Source organism: Rhizobium etli 8C-3, assembly GCF_001908375.1.
Lineage (GTDB): Bacteria > Pseudomonadota > Alphaproteobacteria > Rhizobiales > Rhizobiaceae > Rhizobium > Rhizobium etli_B.
Window position 1 is genome coordinate 81690 of sequence record NZ_CP017241.1, and the last position, 17583, is coordinate 99272.

18 protein-coding genes are annotated in these 17583 nt (G+C 60.9%); 7 read left to right on the forward strand and 11 right to left on the reverse strand.

Annotated features, from left to right (window positions below; all coding sequences use genetic code 11):
* Positions 1–42: 42 nt before the first annotated feature.
* On the reverse strand, positions 43–1650 hold the full coding sequence (locus AM571_RS00405; protein ID WP_074059696.1) for an ABC transporter substrate-binding protein: 1608 nt from the start codon (positions 1648–1650) through the stop codon (positions 43–45).
* A 125-nt stretch (positions 1651–1775) separates the two neighbouring features.
* Between AM571_RS00405 and AM571_RS00410 the strand changes: the two genes are divergently transcribed.
* From AM571_RS00410 to tnpB, 3 genes are all read left to right on the forward strand, one after another.
* Entirely contained in the window at positions 1776–2663 is an 888-nt protein-coding gene (locus tag AM571_RS00410) for a LysR substrate-binding domain-containing protein (protein ID WP_165918522.1), read from the forward strand.
* Positions 2664–3320: 657 nt separating this feature from the next.
* On the forward strand, positions 3321–3413 hold the full coding sequence (locus AM571_RS38315) for a transposase (protein WP_420493375.1): 93 nt from the start codon (positions 3321–3323) through the stop codon (positions 3411–3413).
* 161 nt (positions 3414–3574) lie between these two features.
* Positions 3575–3919 (forward strand): IS66 family insertion sequence element accessory protein TnpB, encoded by a 345-nt coding sequence (tnpB, locus tag AM571_RS00420; protein WP_074059699.1) that lies wholly within the window; start codon positions 3575–3577, stop codon positions 3917–3919.
* 221 nt (positions 3920–4140) lie between these two features.
* Here the strand turns inward: tnpB and AM571_RS00425 are convergent, their stop codons facing one another.
* Entirely contained in the window at positions 4141–5028 is an 888-nt protein-coding gene (locus AM571_RS00425; protein WP_074059700.1) for a LysR family transcriptional regulator, read from the reverse strand.
* A 184-nt stretch (positions 5029–5212) separates the two neighbouring features.
* Here AM571_RS00425 and AM571_RS00430 point away from each other — a divergent pair, with 184 nt between their 5' ends.
* The 3 genes from AM571_RS00430 (at position 5213) to AM571_RS00440 (ending at position 8052) form a co-directional block, all read left to right on the forward strand.
* Positions 5213–6175: an MBL fold metallo-hydrolase gene (locus tag AM571_RS00430; protein WP_074062991.1), complete on the forward strand. Its 963-nt coding sequence runs from the start codon at positions 5213–5215 to the stop codon at positions 6173–6175.
* 25 nt (positions 6176–6200) lie between these two features.
* Complete coding sequence (locus AM571_RS00435; protein WP_074059701.1) at positions 6201–6785, forward strand: intradiol ring-cleavage dioxygenase; 585 nt, start codon at positions 6201–6203, stop codon at positions 6783–6785.
* A gap of 166 nt (positions 6786–6951) precedes the next feature.
* Complete coding sequence (locus AM571_RS00440; protein ID WP_074059702.1) at positions 6952–8052, forward strand: aldo/keto reductase; 1101 nt, start codon at positions 6952–6954, stop codon at positions 8050–8052.
* Between the two features lie 96 nt (positions 8053–8148).
* Here the strand turns inward: AM571_RS00440 and AM571_RS00445 are convergent, their stop codons facing one another.
* From AM571_RS00445 to AM571_RS00480, 8 genes are read right to left on the reverse strand one after another with little or no spacing between them, the layout of a single operon-like run.
* Positions 8149–8502, reverse strand: a complete 354-nt coding sequence (locus AM571_RS00445; RefSeq protein ID WP_074059703.1) for a cupin domain-containing protein — start codon at positions 8500–8502, stop codon at positions 8149–8151.
* Entirely contained in the window at positions 8495–9163 is a 669-nt protein-coding gene (locus AM571_RS00450) for a cysteine hydrolase family protein (RefSeq protein ID WP_074059704.1), read from the reverse strand. The genes AM571_RS00445 and AM571_RS00450 overlap by 8 nt, the downstream gene beginning before the upstream one ends.
* Positions 9163–10713, reverse strand: coding sequence for an ABC transporter ATP-binding protein (locus AM571_RS00455; RefSeq protein WP_074059705.1), 1551 nt, complete (start codon positions 10711–10713; stop codon positions 9163–9165). Before AM571_RS00455 ends, AM571_RS00450 begins: the two co-directional genes overlap by 1 nt.
* Complete coding sequence (locus AM571_RS00460; RefSeq protein WP_074062992.1) at positions 10710–11411, reverse strand: cysteine hydrolase family protein; 702 nt, start codon at positions 11409–11411, stop codon at positions 10710–10712. The genes AM571_RS00455 and AM571_RS00460 overlap by 4 nt, the downstream gene beginning before the upstream one ends.
* Before the next feature lie 11 nt (positions 11412–11422).
* On the reverse strand, positions 11423–12439 hold the full coding sequence (locus AM571_RS00465; RefSeq protein ID WP_074059706.1) for a formamidase: 1017 nt from the start codon (positions 12437–12439) through the stop codon (positions 11423–11425).
* Positions 12440–12451: 12 nt separating this feature from the next.
* Positions 12452–13378, reverse strand: a complete 927-nt coding sequence (locus tag AM571_RS00470) for an ABC transporter permease (protein WP_074059707.1) — start codon at positions 13376–13378, stop codon at positions 12452–12454.
* Positions 13378–14508, reverse strand: coding sequence for an ABC transporter permease (locus AM571_RS00475; RefSeq protein WP_074059708.1), 1131 nt, complete (start codon positions 14506–14508; stop codon positions 13378–13380). The genes AM571_RS00470 and AM571_RS00475 overlap by 1 nt, the downstream gene beginning before the upstream one ends.
* A gap of 20 nt (positions 14509–14528) precedes the next feature.
* Positions 14529–15656, reverse strand: a complete 1128-nt coding sequence (locus AM571_RS00480; RefSeq protein ID WP_074062993.1) for a BMP family ABC transporter substrate-binding protein — start codon at positions 15654–15656, stop codon at positions 14529–14531.
* 340 nt (positions 15657–15996) lie between these two features.
* Here AM571_RS00480 and AM571_RS00485 point away from each other — a divergent pair, with 340 nt between their 5' ends.
* Complete coding sequence (locus tag AM571_RS00485; RefSeq protein ID WP_074062994.1) at positions 15997–16689, forward strand: GntR family transcriptional regulator; 693 nt, start codon at positions 15997–15999, stop codon at positions 16687–16689.
* 213 nt (positions 16690–16902) lie between these two features.
* On the opposite strand, the gene AM571_RS00490 is transcribed toward AM571_RS00485, so the two are convergent.
* Positions 16903–17520, reverse strand: coding sequence for a TetR/AcrR family transcriptional regulator (locus AM571_RS00490; RefSeq protein ID WP_074059709.1), 618 nt, complete (start codon positions 17518–17520; stop codon positions 16903–16905).
* Between the last annotated feature and the right edge of the window lie 63 nt (positions 17521–17583).

The window sequence follows — 17583 nt, forward strand, 5'->3', positions numbered from 1 at the left end:
AAGGGCGAGGCGGAAGGGAACCGCCTCGCCAGGTCGCCGCGTTTATTCGGGACGTGCGGTGTAGAAAATGTTCGTCAGGTTGGCATTGGCGTCGAAATGCACGCCGTTGCGCACGCCCCAGACGCCGAACTCGTGATAGAGCGGCACCAAAGCCTCGTCCTTGCGCGCCTGGGCGACGGCGGCGCGGAGCAATTCCTCGCGCTTGGCGTCGTCGAGCATCGACTGTGCCTCTTCCAGGAACTTGTCGGTCTCCGGGCCGGAATAGCGGCCGCGATTGGCGCCGCCCCAGCCGCGATCCGGGTTGCGGGTGCCGACGGCATTGATCATCTGGCTGAGGCCTTCGCCGGTATCGGCGGCTGCACCGGCGAGATAGAAACTGTATTCGTAGGCGCTCGCCTTGGTGAAGTAGATGCTGAGAGGGAAGGTCTCGAGCGTCACGTTGAGGCCGACTTGCGACAGCATCGCCGTGACCGCCTGAGCCACCTGCGCGCCGTTGACGTAGCGGTCGCTCGGTGCGTTCAGCGTCAGCGAAAAGCCGTTCGGATAACCGGCTTCGGCGAGCAGGCGCTTCGCCTCTTGCGGATCATATGGGAACGGCTCGATGGTCGGATTGTGGCCGAATATGCCGTCGACGACGATCTGGCTCGCCGGCTGCGCCATGCCGCCCATGATCGTCTCGGCGATCTCGTCGCGGTTGATGGCAAGGTTTAGCGCACGGCGCACGCGCGGATCAAGGAAGGGGTTCTTGCCATCGGTGCCGGAGACTTTCGGGGTCGGCTCCTGGCCTTGGTCGGGCAGCAGGAAGATCAGGAGCGTCGACGGCATGGAGGAAAGATGCAGCTTGTCGGAGGACTGGATGCTGTCGATGCTGTTGATCGGCACGGCATTGATGACGTCCACCGAGCCGCCGAGCAAGGCTGCGATGCGGGCGCTGTTGTCGGGCAGGGATTTGACCAGAACGGAATCATAGGCGGCCGGCGTTCCGTAGTATTGCTCGTTCCGCTCCAGCGTGATTTCGACGTCCGGCGTGAATTTCTTGACCTTGTAGTGACCGATACCCGGTGAGATGCCGCCGTTGTTGAAGCCGGCCGTATCCAGCCAGTTGTCGTTGCCGCAGGTCGTGTCGTCATAGGTCAGCGTGCGGCCGGTCGGGTTTTCGACAATGCCGATATTGCTGAGGCTGCGCAGAAGATTCGGATCGGATTTCTTGGTGCTGATTTCGATCTTGCCGTCGCCCAGATCCTTGATGCCGGAGATCGTGGCGATGAAGCTCGAGAAGAGGCCGGGGCTGTTGGGAACGTTGCGCACCCGGCAGAGCGAATAGATCACATCGTCGGCTCCGAGCGGATTGCCGTCATCGAACTTGGCCTTCGGCTCGAGGGCGATGACCCATTTCGTGTCGCCTTCGATGCGCCAGGATTGCGCCAGACGCGGCTCGACGCTGCCGCTGACGCCGTTGTTATAGACGAGCGCATCCGAGACGTTTTCGCGAAGGTCGAAATTGTAGCCGGCGCGGTGGAAATGTGGATCGACCGAGGTCGCGATCGCGGCCAGCCCGACGCGCAGTTGTTCGGCCGAGGCCGGGACGGCGGCGAGCGTGGTGGCAGTTGCAAGCGCCGAAGCCAGGCTTGCCAGTGACAGACGTTTCATGGTTCTCCTCCCATTTTTTCTGGAGGTGACCGTAGCGCCGCGCCACTTGGCAAAAAATCGATTTTATTTCCTCTGTATTGAGTTTTTCTCAACGAAAAGTTATGGGAAACCGAGGGGAGGCAAAGATGGCACAGAGACCTGGGCGCAGCCTGCCGCCGATGACCTCGCTGCCTGTTTTCGATGCGGTCGGGCGTCATATGAGTATCGTCAAGGCGGCGAACGAACTCTGTCTGACAGCCGGCGCTGTGAGCCGGCAGATCCAGAATCTCGAAGCCTTTCTGGGGTGCGAGCTTTTTGAGCGGGTGCATCGGCGCATCGCGTTTACGCCGGCCGGCGAAGTCTATTGGACGAAGATTCATGCCTCGCTCGATACGATCCGCGGCGTGACGAGCGATCTCGCCGTCGGTATCGAGCGACGGCCGCTGGTCATCGGCAGCCCGCGCGTCTTTTTACAGAAGTGCATCATGCCGGCGCTTGGCACGCTCTATGCCCGCAACCCCGATATTGTCGTGAAATTCGTTACCGGCGCGCAGGACATCGATAGCGTCGACGGCACAATCCACGTCGGCGAGGCAATCGATCGCAAGGGCGTCCTCTGCGAAATTCTCGGCGATGCCGACCTGACGCCGGTCTGCAGCCCCTCTTACCTGCGCCGGGCGCCGAAACTCGAAACCCCCGATGATCTCGAGCATCATACGCTTTTGCGCTCGGCCGAATTCACCCGCAACTGGGAACGCTGGCTCGGCCCCCGCTCGCCAAGGATATTCGCCCATGCGCGCTTCATCGACATGGAGAGTTCCGGTCTCGAGCCGACGGCCGCCGTCGAAGGGCTCGGCATTGCCATTGTCCGCCAAAGGCTGGTGAAACGGGAACTGGCGGAAGGCCAGCTTATCGCTCTGTTCGAGAAAAACATGGTGCATGAGCACTATTTCTTCCTGTTCGCCGAGCCGAAACTTCGATCCCACAGCTTCCGATCCTTCCGTACTTGGCTCAGGGACGCGGTTGCGGAATAGAACGGCCGGTTCGGATCCTTGCTGAAGTGCCCGTCCGGTCCCTGAACGACGGACCTTTACCAGCTTGGCCCGGTTCGCTGCTTTAGACCGATCAAGGCCTCGTTCATCAGCATGTATCGGCCCTCGCGATTTCCTGTAGCAGGTTTGATTCCCGCTTGAGGTGCCGCGACCAATGCGAAATGACAAGTCTCCGTGCCATCAGGCCCCCGCAACCAGATACACAAAAAGCCCGCCACACGGCGGGCTTTGTGCGTTCTGGCGGCCGGAAAACGCGTGGTCTCCCCTGGAAGCGACGAGCCGACCTGGCCCTCGGTCAAACACTCCCCCAAACTCTGCAATGCGGCTAAATCAGGACGTGGTGGCGCGCCGCCTCGCGGCCGTCGATGCGGCTGAGAAGCATCTCCGCAGCAGGGCTTTTAGCGGTGAATCCATCCCATCTGGCGAAGGCACGAAGGCACTTTGGTGGATTTATTGATACTGCTGAATTCGCCGGATGCTTATGAATGAACTCGGGCGTGAACTTCTATGTCTGCTCCCATGTCTGAACATAGAACTTTCCAATTGACTGAAGCTGTCGCCAGTCCTCTGGAAGGTGCGCCGAGGCAAGTCCGGCGGCAATGGTCGGACGAGTTCAAGGCGCAGGCGGTCGCTAAGACGATGCAGCCGGGCCCGAGCGTTTCGGCGATAGCCCGGCGCATCGGCGTTGATCCGTCACAATCATTTACATGGCGACGCAATGCCCGGCTGTGAGCCGCGGCTTTGCCGGCGAATGAAACCGCCGGTCTCTTACCGACACCATCATCCAGCAATTATTCCGGGGTCGACATCATCATCGGTGATGCGGTAATCCGCACAGCTGCCGAGACCGATGAGGCTCATCTTGTTCGGGTGATCCGTGCGGTGCGCTCCGCATGATCCCGGCCGGTTCGAAGGTGTTTCTTGCAAGCCACCCGGTGGACTTCCGCAAAGGTCCCGATAGCCTTCTGTCGCTGGTGCGCGATGCTGGCAACGATCCATTCAGCGGAGCGCTCTATGTCTTTCGCGCCAAGAGAGCAGACAGAATTAAGATCGCTTGGTGGGATGGTTCCGGTGTGTGCCTCTATTCGAAGCGTCTGGAAAAAAATCGGTTCGTTTGGCCAAAGATCGGGCCTGTCCGTGTGCATCTCAATCACGCGCAGCTCCTTGCCCTCGTTGACGGGATGGACTGGAAACGTGTCCGTACCGTTGCAGTGAAACGGCCGGAATTTGCTGGGTAAAAGCCCTGCGGCAGAGAATCAGGCTTCTGAAACTGCGGGAAATTGTCAGCAAAATGTGCTCTATTCGCAGGCATACGGCCTTCATTGAGGGAGCAGGAAACGCCGGATATCGCTGCAGCCAAGCGACGAGGAAGGGGAGGGCCTGTGAGCACCTTTCCGACGCTAGTGGGTTATCTTGTGCACGGTTAAGTGCAGCAACCATCGCGGCGACGTGAGGAGGATCACTGGTTACGGATGTATCCGAGGAAAGCCCGCACGGCTGCGCTCGTATGCCGCCGGCTCGGATAATACAGGTACCAACTCGGCAGCTTCTGTTTCCAGTCGCTGAGCAATTCGATAACTCTGCCTTGTTCGACATCATCACGAACATAATCCTCAAACAGGTGAGCGATGCCCGATCCCGCAAGCGCGGCCTGGCGCTCTTGATGCGCTGAACTCAGTGTCAACCGACCTTTCGGGGTGATTTCCACTTCCTCGCCTTCCCTTTCAAATTTCCACGTCACCATGGTTCCGCCGGGGAAACGGCGACGAATACAGTCGTGCTGCAAGAGATCGCGCGGTGAGCCGGGTCGACCGCGGCTGCGAAGATAATCGGGCGAGGCCACGATCGCATATCGCAGGGCGGGGCCGAGGGGCATGGCGATCATATCCTGGGCAAGTTGATTCCCGAAGCGCACACCAGCATCGAAACCCTGCTCCACGATATCGATAATCGCAGCGTCGCTGACGATCTCGACGTTGACGTCGGGATAGATCTTCATGAACTCAAAGGCCAAAGGGCACAGGATGTGATCGGCGGCCGGACCCGGTGCATTGATGCGCACGGTGCCGGATGGGCGATCGCGAAGCTGGTTGAGATCGTCGATCGCTGTCCTGATGTCGTAAAGGGCGGGCCTTAGACGCTCCAGAAGCTTCTCGCCCGCTTCAGTCGGCGCGACGCTGCGTGTCGTTCGGTTCAGCAGCCGGATGCCCAGCGCTTCCTCAAGGACGCTGATCGATTGACTGATGGCGGACGAAGAAACGCCCCTGCCAAGCGCGGCGGCTCGAAAGCCGCCACAGCGTACGACGTCTTCAAAGATCTCCAAGCTGTCAAGGCGCAGTGGCCGCATTGCAAAGTCCTACTTAATAAGTTGATTCGTTTTGATTAGCTTATCCGAGCGCCCGATCTGTGTCATCCCTAGAGAACATGCCGCGAGGCGGCGCCAACGGTCATCGCGGCCCCGCCAACGCGCGAGCATGTATTTGAACGGGATCAGAACTATGGGTGAAATCACACTGAATCGCAGGAAGATCATGCTGACAGCCGCGTCGGCCGTGGCGGGACTGGCCTTGCCGACCGGCACGGCCTTTGTACAGGCTGCTCCCGTCGCGTCGCCCGGAATTCAGGGCGGAAATGTCGGCCATTACCGCTTTCGCGTCGGCGACATCTCAGCGACCGTGTTGAGCGACGGGCTGATCGGTGGCCCTCCGCGGGTCTACGCCAGCAATGCGCCGGAGGCGGAACTGCAGGATGTTCTGAGACGTGCCTTCCTGCCGACCGAACGTATGACGCTGAATCTCAACACGCTGCTTATCGAGACGAATGGCAGGCGGATCCTCCTCGAGGCCGGAGCCGGCCAGACCATGGGTCCGCAAGGCGGCCGCATATTCGAGAACCTGGCCGGCGTTGGTTTGCGGCCCGAGGACATCGACGTTGTGGTTGTCTCGCACACGCATCCCGACCATGTCGGCAATCTTCGAACCGCGGATGGCGGCAAGGCGTTTCCGCGGGCGAGCGTCTTTGCGCCTCGGGCCGATTGGGACTTCTTCGTCCGTAACAATCCAGACCTTTCCTATATGCCGGTGCCTGAGGACTTCCGCAGCAATTTCGCAGCGGCCATCAAGCGGAGCATCGAACCCGTCATCGACGAGATCGAGTTGTATGAAGCCGGCGCGGAGATCGTCCCCGGGCTGAGCACGCTTCCGGCATTCGGCCACACCCCCGGCATGGCGAACTTCCTTGTTCAATCCGGGAGCGACCAGCTCCTGCTGACCGCCGATCTCGCCTACCACCCGATCGTCAATGTCGACCGGCCCTGGGTGCCTGGGCCAGATCGCGACAAAGACACCGCGCTCGCATCCCGCCGCCGCATCTTCGACATGGCGGCGGCAGACCGGCTCCTCGTTCTCGGCTTCCACTACCCGTTCCCGGGCCTTGGCCGAATGCTCAAGACGGACGCCGGCTATGCCTGGGTTCCGGTCAATTGGCAGTTCTAATCCGGTGAAGCATGGAGGCCCTGCAATGACGTCATCAAGGCGCGCACTTCTATCGGGTTTTCTCGCCATGCCGCTCGTGCCGCTGGCCGGAGCCACGGCTTTCGGCCAGGAGGCGCCGCTGCTGCCGCTGACACGCGCCTGCGCCGACGGAGATGAACCGACGCCGGCTCGCGAGGCCGGCCCGTTCTTCAAGCCGAACTCACCGCTGAAGCAGGATCTCTATCTGGAGGCGCCCCGCGGTGAGCGCATCACCGTCGCCGGCTACGTCCTCGATGATCGCTGTCGCCCCATACCGCGTAGCCTTGTCGAGATCTGGCAAGCGGATGAAAACGGCGAGTACGATCGTCAGGGTTTCCGTCTGCGGGGACATCAGTTCGCTGACGAGCAGGGACGCTGGTGGTTCAACAGCGTCGTGCCGGCGCTGTATCCGGGACGCACGCGACACTTCCATTTCAGAGTCCAACGGCCGGGCGGAGATGTGCTTACGACGCAGCTCTTCTTTCCGGGCGAGCCGGGCAACGTGCGCGATCGGATCTTCGATGAGACGCTGCTCATGACGATCAGCCCCGCGGGCGACGGCCAGTTCGCGCGCTTCGACTTCGTGGTCTGAGACATGGGTATTTCAGCGGCAGTGACCTGCCGTGCGCGCCAACGGGGCGTCGCCTGACACCGCCAGCCACGAACAATACCGCCCGGAGGGAGGTGGTTCGATCGCCCAGCCGGCGATGCGCCGAAGTCCGTGCATCGGGCAAACTTACAAAAGAGGAGACTATTGCATGAGCGAACAGCAGGATTCCGGTTTCAGCCGGCGCGGCTTCATCGGTACTCTAGGCACCGGGGCCACAATACTGGCTGCAACACCGTTCATTTCCGGTGGGACCCTGGCCCAAGGCCAAGCGAGCGTGCAAGCCACGACGGCCCCCACCGCATCTGCACGAACGCGAACAATTCCGAGAACGGAGCAGACCCTCACGACACTTGGTCTCGGCACCTTCCTGACCTTCGACGCCCGCCCAGGCGATGATCGCAGCAACCTTGGCGAGGTCTTTCGACGCTACGTCGCGGGTGGTGGTCGGGTCGTCGACACGTCGCCCCTCTACGGGTCGGCGGAAGTCTCCGTTGGCGCGTTCCTTGCGGGTACACCAGAGGCATCCGAGATTTTCGTCGCCAACAAAATCTGGTCGACCGGCGAATATCTCGGCGACGAGAGCCACGCTGTTGCAAGTCTCGAGCAGTCGAGGCTGCGCATCTGGCGCGACACAATCGACCTCATGCAGTGCCACAGCATCGTCAACGCACCTGTCGTCATTCCGTTGATGCAGGCCTGGAAGAAGGAAGGTCGCATTCGGTACGTCGGCGTGACCCACCATGAAACCGGCGCGCAGGATCAGCTCGCCGATCTTGTCGAGCGTGGCGGTGTCGATTTCATTCAGACGAACTATTCGATCTTCAACCGCAGCGCCGAGCGGCGCCTGCTGCCGGCTGCTTCAGACCGCGGGGTTGGCGTCCTCATCAACCTTCCGCTCGAAAAGGCGCGCCTGATGAAAGTGGTCGAAGGTCGCCCGCTGCCGGACTTCGCTCGGGAATTCGACGCCGCGACCTGGGCGCAGTTCTTCCTGAAGTGGGTCATGGCCCATCCAGCCGTCACCACAGTGCTATGTGGTACTTCGAATCCGGAGCATGCCGAGGACAATGTCCAGGCCATGTACGGCCCCTTGCCAGACGAGGCGATGCGCCGGCGCATGGTGCAGCATATGGAAACGATCCCAGGTTTCGCCGATATAGGACAGATGCCCTGGTATCCTGACAAGGATTCCCAGTATCAAGGACTGATCCGGGCGGCTCAAGCATCAGCGCGTGCTCGTATGGGCCAATGAGCCAGGGATTTGCCGGATGAAGGCTTCGAGTTTGGTCGCCTCGGCCAAAATTGTATCTTTTCAGCGAGGCGAATGAAGATGCCGGTATCGCCCAGTTCATACCCTTTCCTCTTCCAGTATTCTTACGGGGCGATCCCATTGGATCAGTACGACGCAGCCCGTCTCGCTCCAGACGGAGTGTTCGGTATCTGGCGCGTTGACGAGATAGCTGCCGCGGCCGTAATCGCCGGTCTCGTCGGATTGTACGCCGTCGAGTACCAGGATGGTTTCAAGCCCCTCATGCCGGTGGCGCGGTACCGAGGCGCCGGCCGCGTACTTCAGGAGGGCCACGCCCGGCTGGTCGCCTTGGAAAGGTCTGATCCAGTGAATGGAGACTCCATCGCGGAAGCGGACGAATTCCAGATCCTTCCAACCCTCCGATGTAAGCAGTTCGCGGGTCGTTTCAGGCATGGGCAATACTTTCCAGGATGTCGTCGACATGGGCAGTCCAGCCGACGATCGCGCCCTGGGCGCGGATCATTGCCATTGCGGCGGCCTTGAATTCGGGAAAATAGCTCTCCGTCGCCTCCTCGGCGAGCAGGCATTCATAGCCACGGTCATTTGCCTCGCGCATAGTCGTCTGGACACAGACTTCGGTCGTGACGCCTGCAAACACGAGCTGCTTGATGCCGCCTTCCTTCAGCACGTCGCCGAGTTCGGTGGCGTAGAAGGCCCCCTTGCCAGGCTTTTCGATCACCACTTCCCCGTCGATGGGTGCCACTTGCGGAAGAATTGAAGTGCCGGGTTCGCCACAGATTAAGATGCGGCCCATCGGGCCTACGTCGCCGATCCTGAGCGAGGGATTGCCGCGGTCGCGTTTGGCCGGCGGCAGGTCTGAGAGATCCGGCCGGTGGCATTCCATCGTATGGATGACCGGCAGGCGGGCCGCGCGAAAACCTTCGAGCAGACGTTTCACGTCCGGCACGATCTTGGTGATGCGGCTGACATCATTGCCGAGGCACGCGCCGAAGCCGCCGGGCTCGGCGAAATCGCGCTGCATGTCGATGACGATCAGCGCCAGCGCGCCCGGCTTGACGGCAAAGGGAAAGGGTTCTGCCTTGATTGCGACCATCAGTGATGCCCCGCCATATGCGCGCCGATGATGCCGATATCGGCCGTACGCGCCGGCGTCTCGTAGACGAACTTGCCCTCCGACAGTACCACGATGCGGTCCGACATCTCGAGGAGCTCGTCGAGATCCTCGGAAAGAAGAAGAACGGCGGCTCCGGCATTGCGGGCCTTCATGATGCGGGCGCGGATTTCGGCGACGGCCGAGAAATCAAGTCCGAAACAGGGATTCGAGACGATGAGCAGATCGACATCGCCGGTCAGTTCGCGGGCCAGCACTGCACGCTGCACGTTGCCGCCCGATAGCGCTGCGATCGGCGAGGAGGAAGAGGCCGTCTTGACTTTGAAGTCGGAGATCAGTGCCGACGCACGCTTCTTCATGCTGCCCCTGTTCAGCCAGATCGCGTCCTTGCCGTCCGGCTTCAGGTCGAAGCTGCGGAAGGCAAGGTTCTCGCTGACGGTCATTTTCGGCGCGCACGCATTCTGCAACGGCTCTTCAGGGATGAAACGCACCTTATTGTCTCGGGTCTCCTCGCGGGTAGCGCCGTATACCTTGCCATTGACCATGACCTGGCCGGTATCGGTCGGGCGCTGGCCAGCAAGAATTTCTGTCAGCTCTTTCTGACCGTTGCCTGAAATGCCGGCAATGCCGACGATCTCGCCGGAGCGGACGATAAGCTCGTCGATTTCGATCGTCTTCAGGCCGGACCGGTCCGGGGCTTTCACCTGGCTTAAGGTCAGCACGGGTCTTGCCGATGCCGCCACCGGCAGACGACTGTCGAGCTCGGCGAGCTTGACGTCGCCGATCATCATCGCCGCCATCTCGGCGGTCGACAGTTCATCCACCTTCCCGGTGCCGACCAGCCTGCCGCGACGCAAGATCGAACAGGCGTCGGCGAATTTCCTCACCTCGTGGAACTTGTGGGAGATCATCAGCACGGTGAGTGCGCCGCTTTCGGTCATGCCGCGCACGATGGCGAGCATCTCGTCGGCTTCAGCGGGGGTCAGCACGGAGGTCGGCTCGTCGAGCACGAGAAAGGAGCGTCCGAGATAGAGCTGCTTGACGATTTCGAGCTTCTGTTTTTCGCCGGCGGCAAGCTCGCTCACCGGCCTGTCGAGCGCAATCTTGAACGGCATGCGTTCCATGAAAATCGCCAGATCCTGGCGTTCCCTCGCCCAGTTGATCACCGCGGGTACCTCGGTACGGCTGATGACCAGGTTTTCTGCGCCAGTCAGAGAGGGAACCAGTGTGAAATGCTGGTAGACCATGCCCAGCCCATAAGTCGCGGCATCCTTGGGTGAGGCGATTGCCACCTCGTGGCCGTCGACCGACAGCGAGCCGGATGTCGCGTGATAGAAGCCCATGATGCATTTGACGAGCGTCGACTTGCCGGCGCCGTTTTCGCCGAGGAGCGCGTGAAAAGAGCCGGCCGGCACGGTGATCGAGACGTTGTCGAGCGCGGTAAACGAGCCGAAGCGCATCGTCATGCCGAGCGTATCGATGCCGACCGCCCTGCCGGCCTTGGGGAGGGGCGTGTCGCGAACGATGCTCATGGCAGCTGACTCGCAAATGTTTGGGAATTGGAGACGGAGCCGAAGACGCCCCCTTGCATCTTCACCATCTTGATGGCGGCGAGGTGGTTTCCGTAGTCGGTCGCACCGCAGCAGTCCTCAAGAAGCAGGCATTCGTAGCCGCGATCGTTGGCCTCGCGCATCGTCGTCGAGACGCAGACATCGGTGGTGATTCCCGTGAGGATGATGTTGTCGATGCGCTTCTGATTGAGGATGAGTTCGAGGTCGGTGGCACAGAACGAGCCTTTTCCAGGCTTGTCGATGATCGTCTCGCCGTCGATCGGGTAGAGTTCGGGGATGATGTCCCAGCCGGGCTCCCCACGCGTCAGGATGCGGCCGCAGGGGCCGGGATCACCGATGCCGGCGCCGATCCGCTGTGAGCGCCAGCGTTTGTTGGGCGGCAGATCGGCGAGGTCGGGACGATGGCCCTCGCGGGTGTGGATGATGTGGTAGCCCTTGGCCCGCATGGCGGCAAGCACGTGTTTGATGGGTTCGATCGGCGCCTGCACCAGCGACAGATCGTATCCCATGTGGTCGACATAGCCACCCTTGCCGCAGAAATCCGTCTGCATGTCGATGATGATGAGGGCCGTGTTGTCGGGCCTCAAGGCGCCGTTGTAGGGCCACGGATACGGATCGGCGTCGATAAAATGCCCTTTGGTTTCGACCATCGCGTCCATCATTATCTCTCCTATTGCGCGGCAGGTTTGAGGGCTTCGCCGTACCGGCGCGTCGGCTCGTCAAAACCACAGGACCGGCCGTCCTTGACCTTTATTTCGTCTTCCCACGGCAGGCGGTATTTTCCAGCGACAAGGTCGTGCATGTAGGTGTAGGGCCCATCCTGCGCGCCACTGGCGACTGCTACATAGCCGCGATGGCCAAACTGGTAGATGTTGTTCTCCACGCCCCAGCCGAGCCGTGCCTCCCGCACCAGGTCAGGACGCACCTCAGCGGTGATGATCTCGTTGGGCCGGCTGGAGGTCCCGTGGGCGATGATCGTGCCGTCGAAATTGCAGATCATGCCTTCGCCCATGGAATCGAACGTGCCGTCAGAGCCGCACATGCACACATTCGCGGTAACCATCAGGTTGCAGAAGGCGTTGGCCTGGTTGGTAAAACGCCAGGCTTCGCGGATCGGCGCCGTGTAACCGGCCGTGCGGATCATGATCTCGGCGCCCTTGTAGGCGCATTCGCGCGCCATCTCCGGGAACATGCCATCATGGCAGATGATGAGCGCGAGCTTGGCACCTTTCGGACCATTGATGACGGGAATGCCCAAATTACCGGGCTCCCAAGGCTCGACCGGCACCCAGGGATGCATCTTGCGGTAATAAAGCTTGAGCTCGCCCTGTTCGTCGATGACGATGCCGGAATTGTAGGGCATCCCACCTGCATTGAGCTCCATGATTGAAAAGCAGCCCCAGATCCGATTGTCGCGGCAGGCCTGCTTGAAGGCCGCGATTTCCGGCCCGTCGAGCGTGCACATGATCTCCGGATTGATGTCCATCGACAGGCCATGCAGGGCGTATTCGGGAAAGACGACCAGATCCATGCCCGGCTGGTTGCGCCGCGCCTTGGCAACCAGTTCGACGATCACCTGAGTCTGGCGTGCAAGGTCGGCTCTGGTGACTGTCACCGGCAACTGAAGTTGTACGAGGCCGATGCCGACGCCGTATTCGGATTTGTTGAGACCGCCAAGCCCGTTCATCGGAAAGCTCCGTTATTTCGTGAGCGACAGCGCACCCGGCGCACCGGCGAGCGAGCGGGTGGGCGAGGACGTGGCGATCAGGATGATGAGGGTGAGCACGTAAGGCGCGGCGTAGAAGAGGTAGTAGCCTTGTGTGACGCCGACCGATTGCAGCGCCGGGCCGAGCGCCCCGGCACCGCCGAAAAGAAGCGCGGCCAGGAAGCAGCCGATCGGGTTCCAGCGCGCGAATATGACCAGTGCGACCGCCATCAGGCCCTGGCCCGACGATATGCCTTCGTTCCACGAGCCGGGGTAGTAGAGCGAAAGATACGCGCCGCCGATCGCCGCCAGAGCGCCGCCCGCGGCCGTCGCCAGCAAGCGAACCCGGTCCGGGTCGATGCCCATGGCCCGGGCCGCGTCGGTGCTGTCGCCGACGACGCGCAGGATCAGGCCGATACGGGTGTTCTTGAACCCCCAGAACAGGAAGAGTGCCAGCGCTGCGCCAAGGAAAAACAGCACATTGATGTTGAGTGCGGCCTGGATCTGCGGAGAGTTTGCCCAGCCGCCGAGCGAAATCGAGGGAAGTTTCGGCGCCACCGGCTGTATGAAGGACTTGCCGAGGAAGAAGGCGAGCCCGAGACCGAACTGCATCATGGCGATGCCGATGGCGATGTCGTTGACCTTCGGGAACTTGCAGATCCAGCCATGGATCAGCCCGAAGATCGCGCCCGCCACTATGGCGGCGAGCACGCCGAGGGTCGGCGAACCGGTGATCACTGCCACCGCATAAGCCGTCATCGCGCCGAAGACGAGGGTCCCCTCGAGCCCCAAGTTGATACGCCCCGAGCGTTCGGTGATCGTCTCTCCGAGGCTCACGAAGATGAATGGGGTCGAGACACGTATGGCGCCGGCGAAGATCGCCAGTGGAACGCCCCAGATACCGATCGCTGCTTCCTCCATCACCGGCTCCTCTTCCAAAGATCGGGATTGAAGATCTTGAACCGTCCGTAGAAGGTCTCGCAAAAAAGAATGACGATGAAGAGGGTTCCCTGGAGCACCAGCACCGTCGCATCCGGCAACCCCATACGGCGCTGGATCAATCCGCCGGATGCATCGATGCCGCCGAGCAGGATGGCGACGGGGATGATCGCCAGCGGGTTGTGGCGGGCGAGGAAGGCGACAAGGATGCCGGTATAACCGTAGCCGGCCGCCAGCGAAGCGTTGGCACTTCCCTGTACCGCCGCCACTTCGATCATGCCCGCCAGACCGGCGAAACTGCCGGCAAGCGCGGTAAATCCGACGATCAGCTTGCCGACGGCCAAGCCCTGGATCTGCGCGGCGCGCACGTTGCCGCCGGCGATGCGGGCCGCAAATCCGTAGCTGGTCGCTTCGATCAGCACCCAGGAAATGATGCAGGCGAGAGCGCCGACGACCAGACCCCAGTGCACATCCATGCCGGGAATATTGCCGAGCATGTATTCGGCCGGCAGCGGCTTGGTCGACGGCTTGTTGAGGCTTGCGGGATCGCGCAGCGGCCCTTCGACAAATTGGTTCATCAGCGCAATAGCGATATAGGAGAGCAAGAGCGACGAGATGGTTTCGTTGACGCCACGGTAGTGGCGCAGGAAACCGGCAAGGCCGATCCAGATACCGCCGGCCACCATGGCAGCGATTGCCATCAGAACAAGACTGAGGAAAACCGGAGCTGTTCCGGCGAGCGGCAGAGCCATGGCTGCGGCAGCAACGCCGCCCAGCACGACCGCTCCTTCCCCGCCGATGATGACGAGGCCGAGACGGGCGGGCAGGGCGACGCAGAGCGCCGTCAGGAGAAGGGGTGCGGCGCGGCTGAGGCTGTTCTGAACCGAGAACCAGCTGCCGAAGCCGCCGGTATACATCAGTTGGAAGAGGGTGGCCGGCGACTTGCCGACCGCCAGGATGAAGAGGGAGAAGATTGCAAGACCGATCAGGATGGCTGCGAGGCCGATGACCATCGGCTCGGCGCGCCGAGCGATCCATTCGAGTCCGGGACGCAGGGAAGCCGGTTTTTCGGTAGCGATGGCCATTGCGGGATCGTTGGCCTCGATGGTCATGGCGCTTCTCCCTTTGCGGTTTACGCTGTGGACCCGACGACGCCCTCGACCAGATAATTCATGCTTTCGAGCTCGATGGCGTCTTCGGCGTAGCTCTTGTCGGCAGCCACGACGATATCGCCCTTGTTATCCTTCAACGGTCCCTTGAAGACCGAGAAGCCACCCTTCATCATGTTCGCCTGCGTGGCCTCGAAGGCCTTTCGGCCTGCCTCGGACACGCCCGGACCGAGCGCGCTCATTTTCACGAAGCCGTCCTTCAGACCGCCACGCACGAAGTTGCCAAGCTTTTCGCCGGCCTGCGCCCTCTTGACGAAGTCGCTGTAAACATTGCCCCAGGCCCATTCCGCGCCGGTGAGGTATTTTTCGGGGGCGAGCGGGCCTTGATTGGCGTGATAACCGCAGATGAAGGCACCTCGGCCGGAGCCGGTCTCTACGACCACCTTTGGGCTGTCGACGTGGCAGGTGATGACATCGGCGCCCTGGTCGACCAGCGCGTTGGTGGCTTCGGCTTCCTTGACGGCGAGCGACCATTCGCCAGTGAAGATCACTTGGCAGGTGATGGTGGGATCGACTGTGCGCGCCCCTAGCAGGAAGGCGTTGATATTCTGCAGGACCTGCGGGATCGGCTTTGCGGCGATGAAGCCGATCTTCTTGCTTTTTGTCGCATGACCAGCGGCGATGCCGTTCAGATACTGGCCTTGGAAGATATAGCCGAAATAGGAGCCGGTATTGGCCGGGTGCTTGCCGTCCTGCCAAAGCCCGCCGCAGTGACGGAACTGGATGTCGGGGTATTTGGCCGCCATGGCCAGCATGTGGGGATCGAAGTAGCCGAAGGAGGTCGGGAAAAGCACGGTCGCGCCGTCGAGGTTAATCATGGATTCCATCGTCTTCTGGACGTCGACGGTCTCGGGCACATTCTCTTCTTCGACCAGTGTCACGCCCGGCATTGCCTTGATGACGGCGGCGCCTTCCGCGTGGGCCTGGTTGTAGCCGTAGTCGTCCTTGGGGCCGACATAGATGAAGCCGACGGTAAGAGCGGCTTGGGCTGCGGCGGAGGAGCTCATCAGGCCTGGCATGGCACCGGCGAGCACGCCGGCAGCGGAAGCCTGAAGGAAATTGCGGCGGTTCAGGGAAAGGAGTTTGGTCATCAGGATGCTCCTTGCGGCGTTGGGCCGGTTGCGAACGAGTACAAGAAAGTGCATGCAATGCGTATGCCAGAACGCAAAGCATTGATTTAAAACATGTATCGTCATAACAGATAATCGATCCTTGAAAAGTGCATACAGATTGATCGCACCGAAGCATAAAAAATAATCAGTAAGTTAATGCTGCTCAATATTCTTGCGAATTGGTGCCGTATGCCGGTGACAGCCCCAGGGCTTCTTCATCTGAAAGTGAAAACTTAACAATATTTTCGCCACAGAATTTGACTTATGGGGCCCCGATCTGCATCTGTATGCAAAGTGTTCAAGTAAGTAGATTCGCATGGTGAAGCAGGCTAGGCGTAGAGAAGTGATCCGCACCGGAACCACTGTCGAGCAGATGGTGCGGGCGATTTCCGACATGATCGTCACAGGGGAAATCCTGCCGGGTGCGAAGTTGGACGAGGTCTCGCTCGCTGCTCGTTTCGATGTGTCGCGCACGCCGGTGCGCGAGGCGTTGCGTGAGCTGGGCGCCATGGGTTTGGTCGTGCGCGAGCCAAACCGCAGTGCTGTCGTTACCAATGTCACAGAGGCTTATCTGCACTCGATGTTCGAGGCGATGGCGGAACTCGAAGCGATTTGCGCAAGGCTTTCGGCCGACCGTATGACGGTCGACGAGCGGCGCGCGCTTGAGTTGATGCATCGAGGATCGATGAGGCTGGTGCATGCCGGCGCGGAAGAAGAATATTCGGCCCACAACACCGAATTTCACACCCGGCTATATCGCGGCGCGCATAACGATCATGTCTTCGAAATGGTGACCCAGACGCGGGCGCGCCTCGCGCCTTTTCGGCGGGCGCAGTTCCGTCTGCCCGGGCGTCTGGCGAAATCCTATGAGGAGCACGGCCGGATCGTTGCCGCGATCATGCGAGCGGACGCCGCGGCCGCGGGGCAGGCGGCATATTCCCATGTGGAAATTGTCAGCGACGCCAGCGCGGTATTTGCAACGGCCGGAGAACGGAGAGAGCGAGAGGCTTAGAACCAGGTGCCGTCGACAGCCGCCACCATGTCTTCGGTTCGATGTCGGCCAGGCGGGCGGTCATAATGGCGTGATCGTGGCGGTGGCGCAGTCTGCGCCTCGGTCGGAGCGCGAAAGCAATCGTTCTGGAGACGTGGACGAGCGGCGACCATTCGCCGAGAACGTCACAGGACGAAGCGGCAGCCCCGAAGTTTGCCCGGGCGAATGAAGCGTTCAAGCCACCAGGCCATGCAAAATGAGATCGACATGCGCTTCGAAGTAAGTCGTCTTATCCAGAACTCTTCGATCATTGAAGATAAGCGTGAAAATCAGCATGGCGATGGCAGGGGCCACTACCGCGTCGGCGAATGCCGCTGGCGCCGACCGGAACTCCCCGTGTTTTACACCTTCATCGATAAGAGATTGCAGATAAGCGTTGAGTGGGTCGATGAACTCTTCGTGGTGCCGATCGACGACTTGCGGAAACCGTGATCCCTCCGAAATGACAAACCTCATCAGCTCCCGCAATCTGCGGTTCTCGACGATATGATCGTAGAGCAGCGCTATCAGGCTCTCAAGCCGCTCCGAACATGTTCCGCTTAGCTTATGCGCGCTCGCCAGGAGATCTTCGAACGGCACGGAGATGTGCCTGATCATTGCTTCAAAAAGCTGCTCTTTGGTTTCGAAATAGACGTAAATCGTGCCCTTCGTCACTCCGACTCTGTCAGCGATGTCTTCAACGCGTGTGGCCACGTAGCCACGTTCCACGAACTCCTCAAAGGCCGCATCGAGAATCTGTGCAGGGCGGCGAGCTTTCTGCTCTGCACGCGTCAGTTTCTTCATATCAGGCATATCTCACCTATGAGCGCTGCTCGTCGTTCCGGGGCGCGGCAACAGGCAGTCACGGCGCCGGAA

What these genes read in the sequence shown, in the direction of transcription:
- AM571_RS00480 (WP_074062993.1), bottom strand. Translation starts at nt 15,656, where the DNA reads ATGACCAAACTCCTTTCCCTGAACCGCCGCAATTTCCTTCAGGCTTCC.
- AM571_RS00475 (WP_074059708.1), bottom strand. Translation starts at nt 14,508, where the DNA reads ATGACCATCGAGGCCAACGATCCCGCAATGGCCATCGCTACCGAAAAA.
- AM571_RS00435 (WP_074059701.1), top strand. Translation starts at nt 6,201, where the DNA reads ATGACGTCATCAAGGCGCGCACTTCTATCGGGTTTTCTCGCCATGCCG.
- AM571_RS00450 (WP_074059704.1), bottom strand. Translation starts at nt 9,163, where the DNA reads ATGGTCGCAATCAAGGCAGAACCCTTTCCCTTTGCCGTCAAGCCGGGC.
- AM571_RS00405 (WP_074059696.1), bottom strand. Translation starts at nt 1,650, where the DNA reads ATGAAACGTCTGTCACTGGCAAGCCTGGCTTCGGCGCTTGCAACTGCC.
- AM571_RS00445 (WP_074059703.1), bottom strand. Translation starts at nt 8,502, where the DNA reads ATGCCTGAAACGACCCGCGAACTGCTTACATCGGAGGGTTGGAAGGAT.
- AM571_RS00490 (WP_074059709.1), bottom strand. Translation starts at nt 17,520, where the DNA reads ATGCCTGATATGAAGAAACTGACGCGTGCAGAGCAGAAAGCTCGCCGC.
- tnpB (WP_074059699.1), top strand. Translation starts at nt 3,575, where the DNA reads ATGATCCCGGCCGGTTCGAAGGTGTTTCTTGCAAGCCACCCGGTGGAC.
- AM571_RS00460 (WP_074062992.1), bottom strand. Translation starts at nt 11,411, where the DNA reads ATGGACGCGATGGTCGAAACCAAAGGGCATTTTATCGACGCCGATCCG.
- AM571_RS00430 (WP_074062991.1), top strand. Translation starts at nt 5,213, where the DNA reads ATGCTGACAGCCGCGTCGGCCGTGGCGGGACTGGCCTTGCCGACCGGC.
- AM571_RS00410 (WP_165918522.1), top strand. Translation starts at nt 1,776, where the DNA reads ATGGCACAGAGACCTGGGCGCAGCCTGCCGCCGATGACCTCGCTGCCT.
- AM571_RS38315 (WP_420493375.1), top strand. Translation starts at nt 3,321, where the DNA reads ATGCAGCCGGGCCCGAGCGTTTCGGCGATAGCCCGGCGCATCGGCGTT.
- AM571_RS00440 (WP_074059702.1), top strand. Translation starts at nt 6,952, where the DNA reads ATGAGCGAACAGCAGGATTCCGGTTTCAGCCGGCGCGGCTTCATCGGT.
- AM571_RS00470 (WP_074059707.1), bottom strand. Translation starts at nt 13,378, where the DNA reads ATGGAGGAAGCAGCGATCGGTATCTGGGGCGTTCCACTGGCGATCTTC.
- AM571_RS00455 (WP_074059705.1), bottom strand. Translation starts at nt 10,713, where the DNA reads ATGAGCATCGTTCGCGACACGCCCCTCCCCAAGGCCGGCAGGGCGGTC.
- AM571_RS00425 (WP_074059700.1), bottom strand. Translation starts at nt 5,028, where the DNA reads ATGCGGCCACTGCGCCTTGACAGCTTGGAGATCTTTGAAGACGTCGTA.
- AM571_RS00465 (WP_074059706.1), bottom strand. Translation starts at nt 12,439, where the DNA reads ATGAACGGGCTTGGCGGTCTCAACAAATCCGAATACGGCGTCGGCATC.